The organism is Flagellimonas taeanensis, assembly GCF_003584105.1.
GTDB lineage: Bacteria > Bacteroidota > Bacteroidia > Flavobacteriales > Flavobacteriaceae > Flagellimonas > Flagellimonas taeanensis.
The window spans coordinates 196,022-213,650 of the sequence record NZ_QXFO01000028.1; the positions used below are offsets into that span (position 1 = coordinate 196,022).

The 17,629-nt window shown below is 44.3% G+C and carries 20 protein-coding genes; 9 read left to right on the forward strand and 11 right to left on the reverse strand.

The features are described 5' to 3' along the window. Positions 1-37: 37 nt before the first annotated feature. Genes D2V93_RS18300 through D2V93_RS18325 form a run of 6 tightly spaced genes read right to left on the reverse strand, consistent with a single transcriptional unit; the run spans position 38 to position 6,017 of the window. Positions 38-973 (reverse strand): UDP-3-O-(3-hydroxymyristoyl)glucosamine N-acyltransferase, encoded by a 936-nt coding sequence (locus tag D2V93_RS18300; RefSeq protein WP_119620470.1) that lies wholly within the window; start codon positions 971-973, stop codon positions 38-40. Between the two features lie 3 nt (positions 974-976). Continuing rightward, the gene (gene efp, locus D2V93_RS18305; RefSeq protein ID WP_072881962.1) at positions 977-1,543 is read right to left on the reverse strand and encodes an elongation factor P; all 567 of its coding nucleotides are present in this window, start codon (positions 1,541-1,543) and stop codon (positions 977-979) included. Positions 1,544-1,547: 4 nt separating this feature from the next. Next, on the reverse strand, positions 1,548-2,333 hold the full coding sequence (gene lpxA / locus D2V93_RS18310; RefSeq protein WP_108425573.1) for an acyl-ACP--UDP-N-acetylglucosamine O-acyltransferase: 786 nt from the start codon (positions 2,331-2,333) through the stop codon (positions 1,548-1,550). After that, positions 2,334-3,746, reverse strand: a complete 1,413-nt coding sequence (locus D2V93_RS18315) for a bifunctional UDP-3-O-[3-hydroxymyristoyl] N-acetylglucosamine deacetylase/3-hydroxyacyl-ACP dehydratase (RefSeq protein WP_072882073.1) — start codon at positions 3,744-3,746, stop codon at positions 2,334-2,336. Further along, positions 3,727-4,767 carry a UDP-3-O-(3-hydroxymyristoyl)glucosamine N-acyltransferase gene (gene lpxD, locus D2V93_RS18320; protein WP_072881964.1) on the reverse strand — a complete coding sequence of 347 codons (1,041 nt, stop codon included), beginning with the start codon at positions 4,765-4,767 and terminating at the stop codon, positions 3,727-3,729. The genes D2V93_RS18315 and lpxD overlap by 20 nt, the downstream gene beginning before the upstream one ends. Before the next feature lie 23 nt (positions 4,768-4,790). Then, complete coding sequence (locus D2V93_RS18325; RefSeq protein WP_119620472.1) at positions 4,791-6,017, reverse strand: HD domain-containing protein; 1,227 nt, start codon at positions 6,015-6,017, stop codon at positions 4,791-4,793. Positions 6,018-6,053: 36 nt separating this feature from the next. On the opposite strand from D2V93_RS18325, the gene porX reads away from it, so the two are divergent. The 5 genes from porX to D2V93_RS18350 all read left to right on the forward strand — a co-directional run bounded on the left by porX (position 6,054) and on the right by D2V93_RS18350 (position 10,592). Continuing rightward, positions 6,054-7,598 (forward strand): T9SS response regulator signal transducer PorX, encoded by a 1,545-nt coding sequence (porX, locus tag D2V93_RS18330; protein ID WP_072881967.1) that lies wholly within the window; start codon positions 6,054-6,056, stop codon positions 7,596-7,598. A gap of 7 nt (positions 7,599-7,605) precedes the next feature. Then, positions 7,606-8,022 (forward strand): tRNA (adenosine(37)-N6)-threonylcarbamoyltransferase complex ATPase subunit type 1 TsaE, encoded by a 417-nt coding sequence (tsaE, locus tag D2V93_RS18335; RefSeq protein WP_119620473.1) that lies wholly within the window; start codon positions 7,606-7,608, stop codon positions 8,020-8,022. 484 nt (positions 8,023-8,506) lie between these two features. Then, entirely contained in the window at positions 8,507-8,968 is a 462-nt protein-coding gene (locus D2V93_RS18340; RefSeq protein WP_245750702.1) for a hypothetical protein, read from the forward strand. A gap of 43 nt (positions 8,969-9,011) precedes the next feature. After that, positions 9,012-10,211, forward strand: a complete 1,200-nt coding sequence (locus D2V93_RS18345) for an alanine dehydrogenase (RefSeq protein WP_072881972.1) — start codon at positions 9,012-9,014, stop codon at positions 10,209-10,211. A 6-nt stretch (positions 10,212-10,217) separates the two neighbouring features. Continuing rightward, on the forward strand, positions 10,218-10,592 hold the full coding sequence (locus tag D2V93_RS18350) for a DUF4258 domain-containing protein (RefSeq protein WP_119620474.1): 375 nt from the start codon (positions 10,218-10,220) through the stop codon (positions 10,590-10,592). Here the strand turns inward: D2V93_RS18350 and D2V93_RS18355 are convergent. Next, a complete protein-coding gene (locus tag D2V93_RS18355; protein ID WP_119620475.1) occupies positions 10,589-11,761 on the reverse strand; it encodes a proline dehydrogenase family protein in 1,173 nt (390 codons plus the stop codon). The two genes, D2V93_RS18350 and D2V93_RS18355, sit on opposite strands and share 4 nt — an antisense overlap. Before the next feature lie 91 nt (positions 11,762-11,852). Here D2V93_RS18355 and aroB point away from each other — a divergent pair, with 91 nt between their 5' ends. After that, entirely contained in the window at positions 11,853-12,908 is a 1,056-nt protein-coding gene (aroB, locus tag D2V93_RS18360; RefSeq protein ID WP_119620477.1) for a 3-dehydroquinate synthase, read from the forward strand. A gap of 94 nt (positions 12,909-13,002) precedes the next feature. Then, a complete protein-coding gene (locus D2V93_RS18365; protein WP_119620479.1) occupies positions 13,003-13,341 on the forward strand; it encodes a hypothetical protein in 339 nt (112 codons plus the stop codon). Position 13,342: 1 nt separating this feature from the next. Here the strand turns inward: D2V93_RS18365 and D2V93_RS18370 are convergent, their stop codons facing one another. The 3 genes from D2V93_RS18370 to D2V93_RS18380 form a co-directional block, all read right to left on the reverse strand. Continuing rightward, positions 13,343-13,861 (reverse strand): DinB family protein, encoded by a 519-nt coding sequence (locus tag D2V93_RS18370; RefSeq protein WP_119620480.1) that lies wholly within the window; start codon positions 13,859-13,861, stop codon positions 13,343-13,345. A gap of 18 nt (positions 13,862-13,879) precedes the next feature. Continuing rightward, positions 13,880-14,359, reverse strand: a complete 480-nt coding sequence (locus D2V93_RS18375) for an Lrp/AsnC family transcriptional regulator (RefSeq protein ID WP_072881995.1) — start codon at positions 14,357-14,359, stop codon at positions 13,880-13,882. A 100-nt stretch (positions 14,360-14,459) separates the two neighbouring features. Beyond that, a complete protein-coding gene (locus D2V93_RS18380; RefSeq protein WP_119620482.1) occupies positions 14,460-15,563 on the reverse strand; it encodes a M14 family metallopeptidase in 1,104 nt (367 codons plus the stop codon). Positions 15,564-15,843: 280 nt separating this feature from the next. On the opposite strand from D2V93_RS18380, the gene D2V93_RS18385 reads away from it, so the two are divergent. Together D2V93_RS18385 and D2V93_RS18390 are read left to right on the forward strand one after the other, a co-directional pair. After that, entirely contained in the window at positions 15,844-16,236 is a 393-nt protein-coding gene (locus tag D2V93_RS18385; protein ID WP_119620483.1) for a helix-turn-helix transcriptional regulator, read from the forward strand. Positions 16,237-16,267: 31 nt separating this feature from the next. Continuing rightward, on the forward strand, positions 16,268-16,645 hold the full coding sequence (locus D2V93_RS18390; RefSeq protein ID WP_119620484.1) for a DNA topoisomerase IV: 378 nt from the start codon (positions 16,268-16,270) through the stop codon (positions 16,643-16,645). A gap of 12 nt (positions 16,646-16,657) precedes the next feature. Here the strand turns inward: D2V93_RS18390 and D2V93_RS18395 are convergent, their stop codons facing one another. Continuing rightward, positions 16,658-17,614, reverse strand: a complete 957-nt coding sequence (locus tag D2V93_RS18395; protein ID WP_072882003.1) for a sterol desaturase family protein — start codon at positions 17,612-17,614, stop codon at positions 16,658-16,660. Between the last annotated feature and the right edge of the window lie 15 nt (positions 17,615-17,629).

Sequence of the window (17,629 nt, forward strand, 5' to 3'; positions counted from 1 at the left end):
AAAATACGGTTTGCTATGGTTTTAATCTATCGATTTTTTAATTCTTTTTGAGTTTTTGAAGGATTTCTGGAATCATTTTCACAGAGGCCATTTGCTTGAGCTTTTCGCGTGCTTCCTCGGCAGGACTTCCAAAATAGGTCTTCCCTCCTTCCAATGATTTTGCCACTCCGGTCTGGGCTAAGATGACGGCTTTTTTTCCAATGGTAACACCGCTGGTGATCCCAACCTGTCCCCAAAGGGTGACCTCGTCCTCGATTACCACACATCCTGCAATACCCACATGAGATGCAATGAGGCATTTTTTTCCGATGACGGTGTCGTGGCCTACCTGGATTTGGTTATCCAGTTTAGACCCTTCCTTGATGGTCGTTGCTGCGGTCACCCCCCTGTCTATGGTACAAGAAGCCCCAATATCCACGTTGCTTTCAATAATAACGGTTCCACCGGATAATAATTTGTCAAACCCCTCAGGTCTATTTTTATAGTAGAAGGCATCAGCTCCCATAACAGTATTTGCATGAATGGTCACGTTGTCCCCGATTACGCAGCCATCATAAATGGTGACATTGGGATGGATGACGCAATTCTTGCCAATCTTCACATGGTTGCCAATAAAGGCCCCTGGTTGGATGACGGTGCCCTCGCCTATTTCCGCACTTTCCGAAACGTTGCTGTTTGCCCTTTCGAAAGGTTTGAAGTGCTTGGTCAATTTGTTGAAATCCCTAAATGGATCATCGGAGACCAAAAGTGCCTTGCCTTCGGGGCATTCCACCTCTTTGTTGATGAGCACTACGGTGGCCCTGGACTGCAAGGCCTTGTCATAATATTTGGGATGGTCCACAAACACTATGTCGCCTTCTTCCACCACGTGGATCTCGTTCATCCCCAAAACGGGAAATGTTTCGTCCCCGATAAATTCGGATCCTATGATCTTGGCAATCTCCTTTAATGAATGGGTCCTGGGAAATTTCATTCCCTATTCTTTAGCACGTTCCAGATAAGCACCCTTCTCGGTGTCGATCTTGATCTTGTCCCCTTCGTTGATGAAAAGTGGCACATTGATCCTGGCCCCGGTCTCCACTGTAGCAGGTTTTGTGGCATTGGTCGCCGTGTTGCCCTTCACACCTGGCTCGGTATGGGTCACTTCCAAAATCACACTGGCTGGCATTTCCACGGACAGCGGACTGTTATCCTCAGCATTGAAGATAATGGTTACTACCTCCCCTTCTTTCAGCAAATCAGGTGCATCAAGGGAATCCTTTGGCAAAGAGATTTGGTTGTAGTCCTCCGTGTTCATAAAATGAAAGGTATCGCCCTCAGGATATAAGTATTGGTAGGTACGTGTCTCTACCCTTACATCCTCTATTTTATGTCCTGCGGAAAAGGTATTGTCAATTACTTTTCCCGTGGTCACACTTTTTAGTTTTGTACGCACAAAGGCTGGTCCTTTGCCCGGTTTCACATGAAGAAACTCGATGATCTTGAAGATATCGTGGTTGTATCGGATGCACAACCCTTTTCGTATATCAGAAGTATTTGCCATATATTTAATTTGTACTGAAATAGCCTTTCATGATGCCCCTTTGCGAGTCTTTGATGAATTGTAAGATCTCATCACGCTCTGGGGTGGCCTCCATTTCTGCTTCTATAATGGATGCCGCTTGTGAATTGTTGTAGTTTTTTTGATAAAGAATCCTGTAGATATTTTGGATTTCCCTGATCTTGTCCGCTTCAAAACCTCTTCTTCTCAGACCAATGGAGTTGATCCCCACATAGGACAGAGGCTCTCTTGCCGCCTTCACATAGGGTGGCACATCTTTTCTAACCAAAGACCCTCCTGTTACAAAGGCATGGTTGCCAATGGATACAAATTGGTGTACGGCTACCATTCCGGCCAAAACTACGTTGGTACCGATCGTGACATGTCCTGCCAAAGTGGAGTTGTTGCTGAAAATGCAGCCATCACCTACTACGCAGTCATGGGCCACGTGACAATAGGCCATGATAAGACAGTTGTTGCCTATCACGGTTTTCATGCGGTCCGAGGTGCCTTTATTGATGGTGGCACACTCCCTGATCGTGGTATTGTCGCCAATATGTACCGTGGTCTCCTCTCCTTGATATTTGAGGTCTTGCGGCATGGCCGATATTATGGCACCCGGAAAAATATTGCAGTTTTTACCAATCCGTGCGCCTTCCATGATGGTTACGTTGGAACCGATCCAAGTACCCTCTCCAATGGTCACATTGTTATGGATTGTGGTAAAGGGTTCTATGACCACATTTTTGGCAATCTTGGCCCCTGGGTGAACATATGCTAAAGGTTGGTTCATCTACGAGTCTGTGTTTTTTGTTTTAACGATCTGAGCCATTAGCTCGGCCTCAGATACCAATCTCCCATTGGCATAGGCATAGGCCTGCATGTGACAGATGCCCCTACGGATAGGGGAAATCAAATCGCATTTAAATATTAAGGTATCTCCGGGAACCACCTGCTGCTTGAACTTTACATTGTCGATCTTCATGAAGAAGGTCAAGTAGTTTTCAGGATCTGGCACCGTGCTCAGCACAAGGATACCACCGGTCTGCGCCATGGCCTCCACTTGAAGGACACCAGGCATTACAGGGGCTCCGGGAAAGTGTCCCACGAAGAAAGGTTCGTTCATGGTCACGTTCTTTACGCCCACCACATGGGAGTCAGAAAGTTCCAATATCTTATCCACCAACAAGAAAGGTGGTCTGTGGGGCAGCATGTTCATGATCTGGGTGACATCCATCAATGGAGTCTGATTCAGATCATAAGTGGGTACTTTGTTTCTTTTTTCGATCTTGATGATTTTAGAAAGTTTCTTTGCAAACTGGGTGTTCACAAAGTGGCCAGGTTTGTTCGCGATGACCTTTCCTCTTATCCGGGAACCCACCAAAGCCAAATCACCCATCACATCCAACAGTTTGTGGCGTGCGGCCTCGTTGGGATAATGTAGGGTAAGGTTGTCCAAAATGCCATTGGGCTTTACGGACAGTTTTTTCTTGTCAAAAGCCTTTTCCAGTTTTTTCATGGTGGATTCGGATATTTCCTTGTCCACATATACGATGGCATTATTGAGGTCACCTCCCTTGATAAGGCCATGCTCCAACAGCATTTCCAACTCATGCAGGAAGCTAAAGGTCCTAGCCTCGGCTATTTCCTCTTTGAAGTCGCTCATTTTTTCCAATGTGGCATTCTGGGTGCCCAAGACTTTGGTCCCAAAATCGACCATGGTGGTTATCTGGTACTCATCGGATGGGATGACGGTGATCTCACTGCCGGTGCTCTCGTCCTTGTACGAGATGACATCTTTTACAATGTATTCTTCCCTCTCTTCTTCCTGTTCAACAATACCGGCCTCTTCCAGCGCCTTCACAAAGAATTTTGAAGAACCGTCCATGATCGGCGGTTCTGGAGCATCCAGTTCGATAAGGACATTGTCTATATCCAATCCCACCAAAGCTGCGAGTACATGCTCCGAAGTATGGATCTTTACCCCATTTTTTTCCAAATTGGTGCCACGTTGTGTATTCACTACATAATTGGCATCGGCCTCAATGATGGGTTCGCCTTCCAGATCTATCCTCTTGAATGCAAATCCATGGTTTTCCTTTGCGGGTAAAAAACTCATGGTCACATCCTCCCCCGTGTGCAAGCCTACGCCCTGTAGGGTCACTTTCTTTGCAATGGTGCGTTGTTTATTGCTTGTTTTGCTCACCTTCAACCTTTTTTTCTATGTTGGAGATTTGATTTACCAGCTTGGGCAAATTCTTAAAATGTACATATGATTTGTTGAAGTCCCCATAACTAAGGGCCGGCGACCCTTGGAGTACTTCATCATTCTTCACGTTTCTTCCTATTCCCGATTGGGCCTGTATCTTCACCCTATCACCTATGGTGATGTGACCTACAATGCCTACTTGCCCTCCAATGAGACAATTCCTTCCAATTTTTGTGGAACCCGCTATACCTGTTTGAGCGGCAATGGCAGTGTGTTCCCCTATTTCAACATTATGGGCTATCTGTATCTGGTTGTCAAGCTTCACTCCTCTCCTTAATATGGTGGAGCCCAATGTAGCCCTGTCAATCGTGGTTCCTGCGCCTACATCGACATTGTCCTCCAGGATCACGTTACCGGTCTGGGGAACCTTGCTATACTCCCCATCGGCATTTGGGGTGAACCCAAATCCATCGGCCCCGATGATCACTCCACTGTGGATGACACAATTGTTCCCGATCAAGGATTCCGAATAGATCTTCGCCCCGGCAAAGACCACGACGTTGTTGCCTATGGTCACATTGTCACCTATATATACATTAGGATATATCTTTACATTGTCCCCGATCTTCACATTGTCACCCAAATAGGAGAAAGCACCCAGGTAAAAACCTTCACCATAAACCGCGCTTTCAGACACAAAGGCAGGATTTTCTATCCCAACTTTGTTGTTCTTCTTTACTTGGTTGTAATATTCCAATAATTTGGAAAAAGACTTGTAGGCATCTTCCACTTTGATCAAGGTGGTAGACAGGGTCTGTTCTGGAACGAAGTCTTTGTTCACAATGGTTATGGATGCCTTTGTGGAATAGATGTAAGAGGTGTACTTTGGGTTGGCCAAAAAGGTCAACGACCCCTTTTCCCCTTCTTCGATCTTGGATAATTTATGGACAGCGATTTGAGGATTTCCCTCAACTTCCCCCTCTAGGATTCCGGCAATTTGGGTAGCTGTAAATTTCATTTGTGCAAAAGTAACAAAATTTGTCAAACAGCTTCCTTCGGGTAGCAGCTGTAATATTTAGTAACTGTTTTGGAAAGTGCCTTCAAGCTGAGCTGATCGGATTCTTTGAGCACATCGGTTATTCTTCCACTCTTTTTGAGAATGTAAATGGCCTGTTGCTCCACGCTATAGGCCTTGTTCGATATTTCTCCTTCAAATACAAAGTTGGAGGCTTCTTCGAGTGAAAGATCGTGTTTTTGGATGATTCTTTCCAATTTTCCGTTCAATTTTTCTGCATTCGATGGACGGTTTTTGATCTTGATGTGCAATAGTTTCCTGTTCAGCAGCATCTGGCACATTTTGGAAAGCACAAAATCATCATGGGACTGCCATGATTTTAGAGCGCCCAGTATGTCCACGTCGTCCAACTGGGCAAATTTTTCAAGAATCTCTGTATTGAAGGTAATGGCTCCTTCCTGTCTTAGGAAAAACAACAATGATTGGCTCGCAGATAGTTCTTCGCCCTTGGCGAGCAGGATCTTGGCACGTTGCATGACCCGTATCAACAATTGCTCGGCCGCCAGACCTGTCTTGTGGAGATATACTTGCCAGTACATGAACCTTCGGGCCATGAGGAACTTCTCCACGGCATAAATTCCCTTCTCCTCTACCACCAGATTACCATTGGCCACATTGAGCATGGAAATGAGACGCTCGGAATTGATGTTGCCTTCGGTGACCCCTGAATAGAAACTGTCCCTTTTGAGGTAATCCAAACGATCCATGTCCAATTGGCTCGAAACCAACTGGTTCATAAAGGGTTTGGGATATTCGCCCATAAAGATGGAAATGGCGGTTTCCAATTGACCATCGAACTCATCATTGAGGACCTTCATGAAATGTAGGGATAGTTTTTCATGGCTTAGGTCTTTTGCCATTACCCCTTCCAGTGCATGGGAAAATGGCCCGTGACCCATGTCATGTAGCAGTATGGCACAGAGTAGTCCGTTCTCTTCCTCCTCAGTGATCTCAACGTTTTTCATCTTCAGGACCTGAATTGCCCGTGTCATCAAGTGCATGCTTCCCAAGGCATGATGGAACCGGGTATGGTGGGCCCCTGGATAGACCAAGTAGGATAGGCCCATTTGGGATATTCTCCGCAACCTTTGAAAATAAGGATGGGCAATGAGTCTAAAAATTAGTTCGTTGGGAGTTCCAATAAAACCGTAAATTGGATCGTTAAAAACGTTAAGCTTATTGGTTTTTACCAAGGATTTTTGTTTTTATCCCACAAAGATAATCACTATATGAACAAGATTACAATTCTTTGGGTAGATGATGAGATCGATCTACTCAAACCACATATACTCTTTTTGGAAGACAAGGGCTACGAAGTGGTCACCAGCCAAAGTGGACAGGATGCCCTGGAGGAAATCAGGGAACAATTTTTCGATATTGTTTTTCTGGATGAGAACATGCCGGGCATATCCGGTCTGGAAACCTTGAACGAGATCAAAAAGTATGATGTATCCATTCCCGTGGTCATGATCACCAAGAGCGAGGAGGAATATATCATGGATGAGGCCATTGGGTCCAAGATAGCGGATTACCTGATCAAGCCGGTGAATCCCAACCAAATTCTGCTCTCCCTGAAGAAAAGCTTGGACAACTCCCGTTTGATCTCGGAAAAGACGACCTCGAATTACCAACAGGAATTCCGGAAGATAGCCATGGACCTTTCCATGGTTAACTCTCATGAGGAATGGGTGGAGCTATACAAGAAATTGATCTATTGGGAGCTGCAACTGGAGCATATAGAGGATACCGGGATGTTCGAGATTTTGGAATCGCAAAAAGTAGAGGCCAATTCCCAGTTTGGCAAATTTGTGGACAAAAATTACAAAAGCTGGTTCAAGAACGGAGATGCTCCTATTATGTCGCACACTCTTTTCCGAAACAAGGTGCAACCTGAACTGAAAGGGGGCAAAACCTTGATGGTGGTCATAGACAACCTTCGCTATGACCAATGGATGGCCTTCGAGGAAATACTTTCCGCACATTACAAGAAGAAACAGGAATGTGCCTATTTCAGCATTCTTCCCACAGCCACGCAATATGCCCGAAATGCCCTTTTTTCGGGTCTCATGCCCTTGGAGATGGAAAAACAGTATCCCAATTGGTGGAAAAACGACACGGATGATGGAGGAAAAAACCTTTTTGAAGCCGAATTCCTAGGAGCCCAGTTGAAACGCTTGGGGCTTGATCTGAAATGGGAATACCACAAAATCAATAATTTGAAACAAGGCAAGCAACTGGCCCAGAACTTCAAATCCCAAAAGGAAAACGACCTCACGGTGGTGGTCTATAATTTTGTGGACATGCTGTCCCATTCCAAGACCGAAATGGAGGTAGTGAAAGAGCTTGCCTCCAATGATAAGGCCTACCGTTCCCTGACCTTGAGTTGGTTCAAGAACTCCCCCCTGTTGGAAATCATACAACAGGCACAGACATTGGGCATGAAACTTATCCTGACCACTGACCACGGGACCATCAATGTGAAACAACCCTCAAAAGTGATCGGGGATAGGGAAACCAGCCTGAACTTGCGCTACAAAACAGGAAAAAGCCTTACTTATGAGGAAAAGGAAGTGCTGGCCACCAAGAGCCCACAGGAAATACATCTGCCCAATATTAACCTGAGCAGCAGTTTCATCTTTGCGAAAAACGACCTTTTCTTTGCCTATCCCAACAACTTCAACCATTATGTAAGCTATTATCGAAATACCTATCAACATGGTGGGGTTTCCTTGGAAGAAATGATCGTCCCTTTTGTAGTTTTGGAAGCAAAATGATGGAATAGTGAAGAAAACTTTTCAATTGAATGAAATTCGGGAAGTGGCCAAAGAAATCATTAAGAGCACTCCCGGAAACGTCCTCTGCTTTTACGGTGAAATGGGCGTTGGGAAAACCACATTGGTCAAGGCCATAGTGAAAGAGCTTGGTGTTGCTGGCGAGGCCAACAGCCCTACCTTTGGATTGGTCAACGAATATCGGGACGCCAACGATAAGCTCATCGCCCACCACTTTGATTTTTATAGATTGAACGAAGAAACCGAGGCACTCGATATGGGCTTCGAGGACTACCTTGCGCAAGGGGTCTGGGTGTTCATTGAGTGGCCAGAAAAAATAGAGTCGTTGATTCCTGAAGGCGCTGTGGGCGTATTCTTGCACTTTGTCGATGAAAACACACGCTCAATCGAGTTAAATATTTCTTAACAACTCGTTCGTCTATCTTCAAACGAATTATTGTACAGGGCAACCATTATTCGATAAAAGGAATGTTTTTTGCGTTAAAAAACCAATTTTATCGATGAAGCGTAGGTCAGGTTGAAATATTTTCCTACATTTGTTCTGTGAATGAATTCATTTATTAACCAAAAACTCTTTTACGATGAACACTAAAAAAGTTTTTTTTGGATTACTTGCTGTTGCCTTTTTGGCGATGACCGCTGTCTCAACAAATGTTAAAAAATTCGACGGTGATCAAACAGTTAGTATTGATAGGAAAGATATCAAGAAATTGTAGTATTCTTTTTTATTAGAACCAAATAATAGTCCCTTTCAAAAATGAAAGGGATTATTTTTTATACAATATTCCTTCGTTTTTTCTGTTATGAAATCAATGAAGGATAAATTTACGGTTAGAAAGAAGTTTATTATTGAAGGGGTTCTGTCATTACTAATAGCAGTTACCCCGTTGATGTTTTATTTCTATAAGTATTTGCCACTCGAAGAAACATGGAGTTTTTTGGGCATTGAATTTACGGCCAATGGTTTCAACGATGTGAGTGATGCTTTTTATTATTACTTCAATAAGATTGTCCCCCTTCTACTGCTTATTATTTGGTTCATAACTTCAAGAAATTGGTGGTACCATGCCATTCTTATACCCATAGCCATGTACAGCTTTCAATTCTTCAATGTGCTGAATTATGAAAATAGCAAGTTGGATGAAAACGAAATCCTATACGTTGTTGCCGTAACCATGGTAGTGGTGCCCATTGTATATTTTATAAGGGTCAAATTGGTGGACAAACATGTGCACGGCATCGATTTGGAGGCGATGGACACCGAACTCCAGATATTGAAGGAAAAAGAGGAATTGAGAAAGGAAAGGGAGAAACTCGAACAACGGCAAAAGACCCTTTCAAAAAAAATGTAAATTTGTTAAATACCCGATGGTATGCTGAACAGATTTACTGCTTATGAACCAGCCTTCTTCCCCTTTTAGCAAACAGCAATTGCTGCCCCAAGAAGAAACTTTGGAAATCCTCAAACAAAAGGGTGAACTTTTTATAGGAATACCCAGGGAAAACCAATACCAAGAGAAAAGGGTCTGTCTTACCCCCGATGCCGTAAATGCCATCACAGCGCATGGACACCGGGTGCTTATGGAATCCGGGGCCGGGGATGGTGCCAATTTCTCGGATATCGACTATACCAATGCCGGAGCAGAGATCACAAGGGATACCAAAAAAGTGTTTTCGTGTTCTATCATCCTCAAAGTAGAGCCCCCCACCCTATCGGAAATCGATTTGATGAACCCACAGACCATAGTCATTTCCGCATTACAGATAAAAACCCAGCGAAAGGAATATTTTGAGGTCTTGGCCAGAAAAAGGCTTACTGCCATCGCCTTTGAATTTATACGGGACGATGACGGCAATTATCCGGCCGTGCGCTCCCTGAGCGAGATTGCTGGCATATCCTCCATCCTTATTGCTTCGGAATTGATGGCCGCCACGGGCAAGGGCAATGGCTTGATGTTCGGGAACATCAGCGGGGTACCGCCCGTGGAAGTAGTGATCATTGGAGCGGGGACCGTTGGGGAATTCGCGGCCCGGTCCGCTTTGGGACTTGGTGCCAACATCAAGGTGTTCGACAATTCCATCAGCAAACTGAGAAATTTGCAGACCAATCTGAACCGAACGGTCTATACCTCTACCATTCAGCCCAAGAACCTGATAAAGTCCTTGAAACGCTGCGATGTGGCCATTGGCGCCACACGGGGCAAGGACCGCTCTCCCGTCGTGGTGAGCACTTCCATGGTAGAAAATATGAAAAAAGGCGCAGTGATCATAGATGTGAGCATAGATATGGGCGGTTGTTTTGAAACCTCGGAGGTGACCACGCACACCAAACCCACTTTTGAAAAATATGGCGTCATCCATTACGGAGTGCCCAATATCCCGTCCCGTTATCCGCGGACCTCTTCCATATCCATCAGCAATATTTTTACACCTTATTTACTCAAAATCGGTGAGGATGGGGGCTTGGAACACTCGCTACGGTTCGATAAGGGCCTACGCAGTGGCCTATACATGTACCACGGTATCCTGACCAATAAATCGGTGGGTGAATGGTTTGGACTGAGCTATAACGATATTAACTTTCTTATTTTTTAAATACGCATGGGATTTTTAAGGCGATTGGGATGGTACATGGTTGGACTCTCCATTGGAATTGTGTTTTTGGTTTTCTTCTTGAAGAAAAAATCCGGAGGTGAAGGCATGGATTTTTGCTATTTTCCCAACTGTAGGGTGTTGAAGGACATGCATTCCAAGCCCATCTCCTTTGGAGAGGCCGTTCCACAAGAATATAGGGACACCCTGATGGTCAAATCCATTTTGGCCGATGGGAATGTGGATTTTGGAAAGAGTGACACCGAGGCAGAGCCCTGTAAAGTCTATTATGTTTCAAAAAAGATTGCGGACCAGAATATGGAACTACAGGTCAGAAACTGTCAGGAAGAACTGATTGTTGAAAAAACAGCCCTTCTGAACTAATCCTCCAATTTCCTTCGTTTCCGTTCTTTTTGTAACAATGCCAACTCCCTAGAAGTTTGCCCGGCGACCGAGGTGTTTTCCTCCGCTCTTCGTATCAGATAAGGCATTACATCGCGAACGGGCCCATATGGCACATACTTCACCGCATTGTATCCCAGTGCGGCCAAATTGTAGGTAATATGGTCGCTCATCCCGAACAGTTGGCCAAACCAAACATTGTTATCCGAAGGCTTAATGCTTTTTTCTTGCATTTTTGAAATCAGTTTGAGGCAGCTCTGCTCGTTGTGGGTCCCCGCAAAAAGTACAAACCGGTCCAAATTTTCCATCATGTAGTTGATTGCGGTATCAAAGTTTTCATCGGTCTCTTTTTTGGAGGCGCAGATGGGGGTTGGGTATTCTTTTTCCTTGGCCCTGTCGTTCTCTTTTTCCATATAGGCACCCCTGACCACTTTGGCCCCAATGCAGAATTGTTCCGAAGCGGCAATGTCCCTTAGTTTTTGGATGTAATCCAATCGGTCCCAACGATACATTTGAAAGGTATTGAACACAATGGCCTTCTCCTTGTTATACTTGCGCATCATTTCCAGTACCAGGTCATCGGCGGCATCCTGCATCCAACTTTCTTCTGCATCGATGAGCAGGGACACGTCCAGATCATGGGCTTTTTTGCAGACTCTGTCAAACCGGTTCACCAACCTGCCCCATTCCGCTGTTTCTTTGTCGTTCAATGCAATACCGGCACTTACTTTTTCGAACAGCTTGAAACGACCAAAACCAGTAGGCTTGAACACCGCAAAGGGAATGGCGTCCTTTTCCTTGACAAAATCGAGGACTTCCAAGGTCTTTTCCATGGCAAAGTCGAACTGGTTGTCCACCTCCTTGCCCTCGGCGGAATAATCGAGGATGGAACTGACCCCCTTTTCATACATTTTATCGATGATAGGAAGGCAGTCCTCTTCGTTCACCCCACCACAAAAATGGTCAAAAACTGTGGCCCGGATCAGGCCTTCAACAGGCAGATGGGCCTTTATGGCAAAATTGGTCACCGCAGTGCCTATGCGCACCAGGGGTTCATTGGCTATCATCTTAAAAAGGAAGTAGGCGCGCTCCAATTGGGAGTCGGTCTTCAGCTCAAAAGCTATTGCGGTATTCTCAAAATTCGGCAACATTATTTGTAATCTATTTAAGATCCAAATATAAGTACGGAATCTATAACCTTTTCTATAAAAATAGTCTTTATTTAGTGGCGAAATTGAAATTATGGAATCGGTCAAATCACAAACTTACGAAGTACATATCGGGGAGTTGGCGCAAGCGGCCCTGAACCAACATATTGCCAAAAAAAACTATTCCAAGATCTTTGTCCTGGTCGACACCAACACCAAGAAACATTGTTTGCCAGCGTTCAAGAAAATGTTCAGTGTGCCCATCGATTCCATTTTTGAAATCGAACCTGGGGAAGAGAACAAACATATCCACACCTGTCTTCAGGTTTGGGAGTTCCTGTCCAATTTTGATGGAGATCGAAAGAGTCTCCTGATCAACCTTGGCGGTGGGGTGCTCACCGATCTTGGGGGGTTTGTGGCATCCACATTCAAAAGGGGCATCGATTTTATTAACATCCCCACTACCCTGCTTTCCATGGTGGATGCATCCATTGGCGGCAAAAACGGCGTTGATCTAGGGGCCTTGAAGAACCAAATAGGGGTCATCAACCAACCCCAAATGGTGCTGGTGTTTCCTGAATTTTTAAAAACGTTGGAACCAAGACAGGTAACGAGCGGTTATGCGGAAATGCTTAAGCATGGACTCATCAGGGATGCTGCCTACTGGGCCGATTTAAAGGAGAAAAACAACTTTTTGGAAGCTTCCAACATTCAAAGATCCATAGCGATCAAAAACGATGTGGTATTGATCGACCCTACTGAAAAAGGATTGCGCAAGATCTTGAATTTTGGCCACACCTTAGGGCATGCCATTGAATCCTATTGCCTTGAAAACCCTAATAAGAAGACCCTTCTGCACGGAGAAGCCATCGCCATCGGCATGATCTTGGAAGGCTACATATCCCATGAACTCAAGGGATTGCCAAAATTGTCACTTGAAGAGATCAAGGAAACTTTTTTGAAATACTTTGAAAAGGTGGACTTTAGCAAGGATGATATTGATGCCATTTTGAAACTTTTGAAGTACGACAAAAAAAACTCCCACGGAGATATCAATTTTGTGCTCCTCCAATCCATCGGTGATGCGATCACGGATATCAAAGTGCCCGAAGAACTCTTCCAAAAAGCGTTCGACTACTACGGGGAATGAGGCTTACATATACTGTTTTTTTCAGTTTGCAACTCTCTTGGTTGCCCGTGTGCAAAAAATCATAGTTTAGGTCAGAATAAAACAACTGACCATTATGAAACGAATATTGATCGACTACAAAAAGTTGGACCACAAAGTGGCCGCAACCTTGATTGACTCTTACCCTGATGGCTATGGGGACGATGACATCCTGACCATAAAAAAACCTAATGGAGAAATCCTGGAAGCTGTGGAAGTGAGGACGGATGACACTATTTATCTTGTGAAAATAAGCAAGAGCCTATCCAATTTCATGGCCAACTTTGAAGAAACCATGGAAAAGGAATTGGACAGGGATTTTGACCTTGAGCCTGTTCCAGATTTCGAAGAAGGATCTTTCCGTGATCTGGTCTCAGAATCCGATGACCTAGACAACAATGGTCTTTTAAATTGAGCTAAACCAAATATCGCTCCTTTATAATCCGCAGATGGTGGGCTTGGTGCCCGCAGATAATAAAACCCATTGCCCCCACACTCATGGGAGAGCCACTGGCAACACCTTTGAGTTTCAGCACATCTTCATCAAATGATCTGAAAAGAGTAATGGTGGAATCCCGAACAGCCTTGTATTCTGCCATCAAATCTGGTATTGTTCTGACGCCAGCATTGGAATAGGGCACAAATAAATCCTGGTCAAAACCCGGCAAGTCGGCCTTGTCGTTTCTCGCAAAGCGCAACGCCCGGTACTGAAAAATTCTTTCGGCATCCAGGATGTGCATCAAAACCTCTGCCAAGGTCCATTTGCCTTCTGCATAGAAAAAGGAAAGCCTGTCTTCTGGAATTTGCTCCATAAGGGACAAAAATTCCTCTTCCCCGTTCACCAATACATCCATTAGAGAAACTTCCCCTAACGCCGTGATATAGGTATGATAATAAGGATTGTAGTCAGAAGTGGGCAACTCTGAAAGAAGCATCGTACTGTTGGGAGTGTGTTAGAGTTCGTTGAAGATCGTGTGCATCAAACGCTTTTTGTCGTTGATGCTCTCTTCCAACGAAATCATGGTTTCCGTTCTGCTGATACCGTCTATGTCATCGATCTTGAAGATGATGTTCTTGGCATGGGTGGTATCCTTGGCCCTGATCTTACAGAAAATATTGAATTTTCCTGTAGTGATGTGCGCAACGGTAACGTATGGAATCTGGTTGAGCCTTTCCAGCACAAACTTGGTCTGATGGGTCTTTTCTAGAAAAATGCCCACATATGCTATAAAGGAATAGCCCAGTTTCACATAGTCCAAGGTAAGCGAAGAACCTCGAATGATTCCAGCTTCTTCCATTTTTTTCACCCTAACGTGGACCGTACCCGCCGAAATCAACAACTTTTTGGCAATGTCGGTAAAGGGTGTACGGGTGTTGTCTATCAACATGTCCAATATCTGGTGGTCAACTTCGTCTAGCTTAACTTTATTCATTATCTTGAAATTTTCAGCAAAATTAGTGAAATAAGAAAATTTGCGTAATAAAAATGGTTCTTTTTTAAATAAAATGCAAGAATGCTCAGTGAATAGTTGCTTATTTCTTGGTTTGAAGCAGTAAATTAACAATCATTCTGTCCGAAATCCCTGAAGCAAAATCCTTGGAATCAACACATTCTAGGTTTTTGTGTCCGTAAAACCCTTCAAGAGGTCCCGTTTCAACGATTTCAGGTTCAAAAATGATTTTTTCCCCTTCCAGCACTTCCTTATACCGAATTCCGACCACTTGTTCGTCCAATTCCGGGTTTAGGGTGCTTGGATTTTTCACCAAAACATCAAAAAAAAGTTTATCGTTCTCGGGAATCTTGAAATAATCCTCGGAACTGAAATCAGCTATCTTGTCCAGGGCAATGGTTCGCAAAGCTTCAACGAGGGCCAAGAAAATGTATTCCCGGGTTTTTTCCCTCTCATAGTCCCCTGGAAAATGCCCGGCCTCGAACAGAATGGTGGGTGTGCCCGTCATCTGAAAGGCGTCGCCCACGCAATTGTCATTAAACCCGTCATCGTATCTTCCCACCTGCCCCGGAATGAGCCTTTGGAGCAAGGTGTCCATGGCCACAATGATCTTCATGGCAGTCTCACGGGTGGGAGTCACATCCCGCTCTTCATTGCTTGCAGGGGACAAAAAGGATACTGTGGCAGGCTTGTCCGTGGCGCCTGCACTGAAAAGTGTTCGTTGGTCGTGAAGGTTGAAACAATAATGAGGTTGGAATTCTTCAAAGAGCTGTCGTAGGGCTTTGCTTTCTGGCTGGGTGAGCATCTTTGCGTCCCTATTAAGGTCAACCCCGTTCTTATTCGCTCGGGTATATGCCTTGGCACCATCTGGATTGAGCATGGGAACGATCATAAGTGTACAGTTCTCCAATATGTGTTCTGCGAGAGAATCATCCGATTGCAGGTAATTGACCATGTCCCAGACCGCCTTTGTGGTCGTGGACTCGTTACCGTGCATTTGGGACCACATCAAAACCTTTCTGTGCCCACTTCCAATTTTAAATGCATAAAGAGTTTTCCCGTCCACAGAATTTCCAAATGCTATAAGAGGAACGGGCAATTTAGAAAAACAGGTTTTCTCCAACATCTCTTGGGTGATATACCTTCCTGTTATGGAGGGTTCTTTGTATGCGGAATGATCGATCACTTCACTTTCTATTTGACCACAAAAATAGCTATGTATTATTTTACAATTGTAACTCACTTGGAATTTAAATGTTTACATATGTAGTAACTAGAATTCAATGGATTGGCCGATATATTACATTTGTAACGCATTTTAAATTGTAATAATGTATTTATTTTATTATCAGTAACATAGTATTATTTATTTAATGTATTTGTTTTGATTATAGATAAGGTAATTAAAAGTTTCTACAGATTTTTAAAATCTGATTTGTACATTTGAAACAAGTAAATTTACATTTGTGGATGAAGAGATAATTTCCCGGATTCAAACCGTCATTGCCCACTACGGTTTGTCGGTTTCTGCTTTTGCCGATGAGATCGGGGTGCAGCGTTCCAGCATTTCACATTTGCTCAGCGGCAGGAACAAGCCTAGTTTGGATTTTGTGATGAAACTGGTGAACGCCTACCCTGAGGTAAACCTGTATTGGTTGTTAAAGGGTGAAGGTGGTTTTCCAGAAAGTACATCTACAATAGCGGAAAGCCACAAAACTGCTGAGCCTGAAGAAAAGGTAGCGGCTCAATCGGCTGATGCTCCATCACCAATTAAGGAAGTCGCTCACAATCCCCCACACACCATTGTCCTGCTTTTTGAGGATGGGACATTTCAAACCTATAAAGGCAAAAAAGATTGACCCATTCGAGTTCTTTCCGTTTCTTTGTGTTATGGTAAAATATCTCTTTTCTGGACTGGCCCTATTGTTATTTTTTGCTTGCGGAGAAGCCCCACAGCGCAACTGCACCGATTTCAAAACTGGCACGTTCACCTTTACCGCCACCATCAACGGGGAGGAAAAGACAACCACCTTTCATAGGACTTTGGATATTGAAGTGGACGAGTTTGAGGGCAAAAAGGATTCTTCCTCCATCCGATGGATCAACGACTGTGAGTATGTCCTAAAGAATTTGGACCCAAAGAACAAGGCAGAGGAAAAATCCGTCCATATCAAAATTCTGAGCACTACGGAGTCCTCCTATACTTTTGAATACGGTGTTGTCGGGGATACAAAGAAATTCAAGGGCACTGCCCACAAAATCCAATAAGGTTAAACGAATCTAATTCGGTCGCTGGAACAGAAGTTCTGGGTTGGCTTCCTTATGTTTTTTGGACATCCGTTGTTGCTGTTTCACGGTAAGGGTGCTCCCATCATGGCTCCAACCCGGGGGACCAAAAATATACATGAGTTTGTGCGATAGCTTATCCGCTTTTTTCACGTCGTTCCAAATATCCTTGTACTCGTGGGTCAATATAACCATTGGATTATAGGAGTCCGGGGAATGGATCACCCCGTATTTTACATCGATATCATCGTCAAGTTCTTTCCATGTACCGAACATCTTATCGAAAATACTGAGAAAACCACCGTGGTTCTTGTCCAAGTATTCCACATTCTGGGCGTGGTGCACCTGGTGCATGGTGTGTGTGTTCATGAACTTTTCCAAAAAGCCCAATTTTGGCACATAGACGGAATGTAACTGGAACTGCCACAATGCTTCGATCCCCAGGCAGACCACTACCATTTCGGGCGGAAAACCTATCGCGGGCAACCATGCATAGAAAAAGGGTTTGTAAAGAATGGTGAACCATCCGTTCCTAACAGCTGTCCCCAAATTGAAATTATCAGAAGAATGGTGTACGATGTGCGCCGCCCAGAGAATCCTTATCTCATGGTTGGCCCTGTGGAACCAGTAATAGGTGAAATCATCGGCTAGTTGACAGATGATCCAAACATACCAAGCGTAGCCAAAAGACTGATAGCCCAAAAAATTGGCCCTCACCCCATTCACTAAAGGATTGCAAAGTTCGTAGACGCCTTCGAAAAGGGCTATGGCAAAAGCCACTTTGAACAGTGGGCCCAAAATGGCGGACCCTACTCCCATGAAGCCGCTGGCGGCCAAATCTTTCCAATTGTAAATGTGGTCGTCCCCATGTGCCTTGCTGTATGTCAATTCCAATAAAATAAAGGCAATAAATACGGGTACGCCGTATACCAGCGGGTTAGTGAAATCCATAAAGAGGTTTTAAGC

Bases quoted from the DNA above. Each gene is read 5' to 3' on its own strand.
- D2V93_RS18375 (WP_072881995.1), bottom strand. From the start codon at position 14,359: ATGAATAAAGTTAAGCTAGACGAAGTTGACCACCAGATATTGGACATG.
- D2V93_RS18395 (WP_072882003.1), bottom strand. From the start codon at position 17,614: ATGGATTTCACTAACCCGCTGGTATACGGCGTACCCGTATTTATTGCC.
- D2V93_RS18390 (WP_119620484.1), top strand. From the start codon at position 16,268: ATGGTAAAATATCTCTTTTCTGGACTGGCCCTATTGTTATTTTTTGCT.
- D2V93_RS18355 (WP_119620475.1), bottom strand. From the start codon at position 11,761: ATGTTGCCGAATTTTGAGAATACCGCAATAGCTTTTGAGCTGAAGACC.
- D2V93_RS18345 (WP_072881972.1), top strand. From the start codon at position 9,012: ATGAACCAGCCTTCTTCCCCTTTTAGCAAACAGCAATTGCTGCCCCAA.
- aroB (WP_119620477.1), top strand. From the start codon at position 11,853: ATGGAATCGGTCAAATCACAAACTTACGAAGTACATATCGGGGAGTTG.
- lpxA (WP_108425573.1), bottom strand. From the start codon at position 2,333: ATGAACCAACCTTTAGCATATGTTCACCCAGGGGCCAAGATTGCCAAA.
- efp (WP_072881962.1), bottom strand. From the start codon at position 1,543: ATGGCAAATACTTCTGATATACGAAAAGGGTTGTGCATCCGATACAAC.
- D2V93_RS18370 (WP_119620480.1), bottom strand. From the start codon at position 13,861: ATGCTTCTTTCAGAGTTGCCCACTTCTGACTACAATCCTTATTATCAT.
- D2V93_RS18350 (WP_119620474.1), top strand. From the start codon at position 10,218: ATGGGATTTTTAAGGCGATTGGGATGGTACATGGTTGGACTCTCCATT.
- D2V93_RS18340 (WP_245750702.1), top strand. From the start codon at position 8,507: ATGTTTTATTTCTATAAGTATTTGCCACTCGAAGAAACATGGAGTTTT.
- D2V93_RS18300 (WP_119620470.1), bottom strand. From the start codon at position 973: ATGAAATTTCCCAGGACCCATTCATTAAAGGAGATTGCCAAGATCATA.
- D2V93_RS18365 (WP_119620479.1), top strand. From the start codon at position 13,003: ATGAAACGAATATTGATCGACTACAAAAAGTTGGACCACAAAGTGGCC.
- lpxD (WP_072881964.1), bottom strand. From the start codon at position 4,767: ATGAAATTTACAGCTACCCAAATTGCCGGAATCCTAGAGGGGGAAGTT.
- porX (WP_072881967.1), top strand. From the start codon at position 6,054: ATGAACAAGATTACAATTCTTTGGGTAGATGATGAGATCGATCTACTC.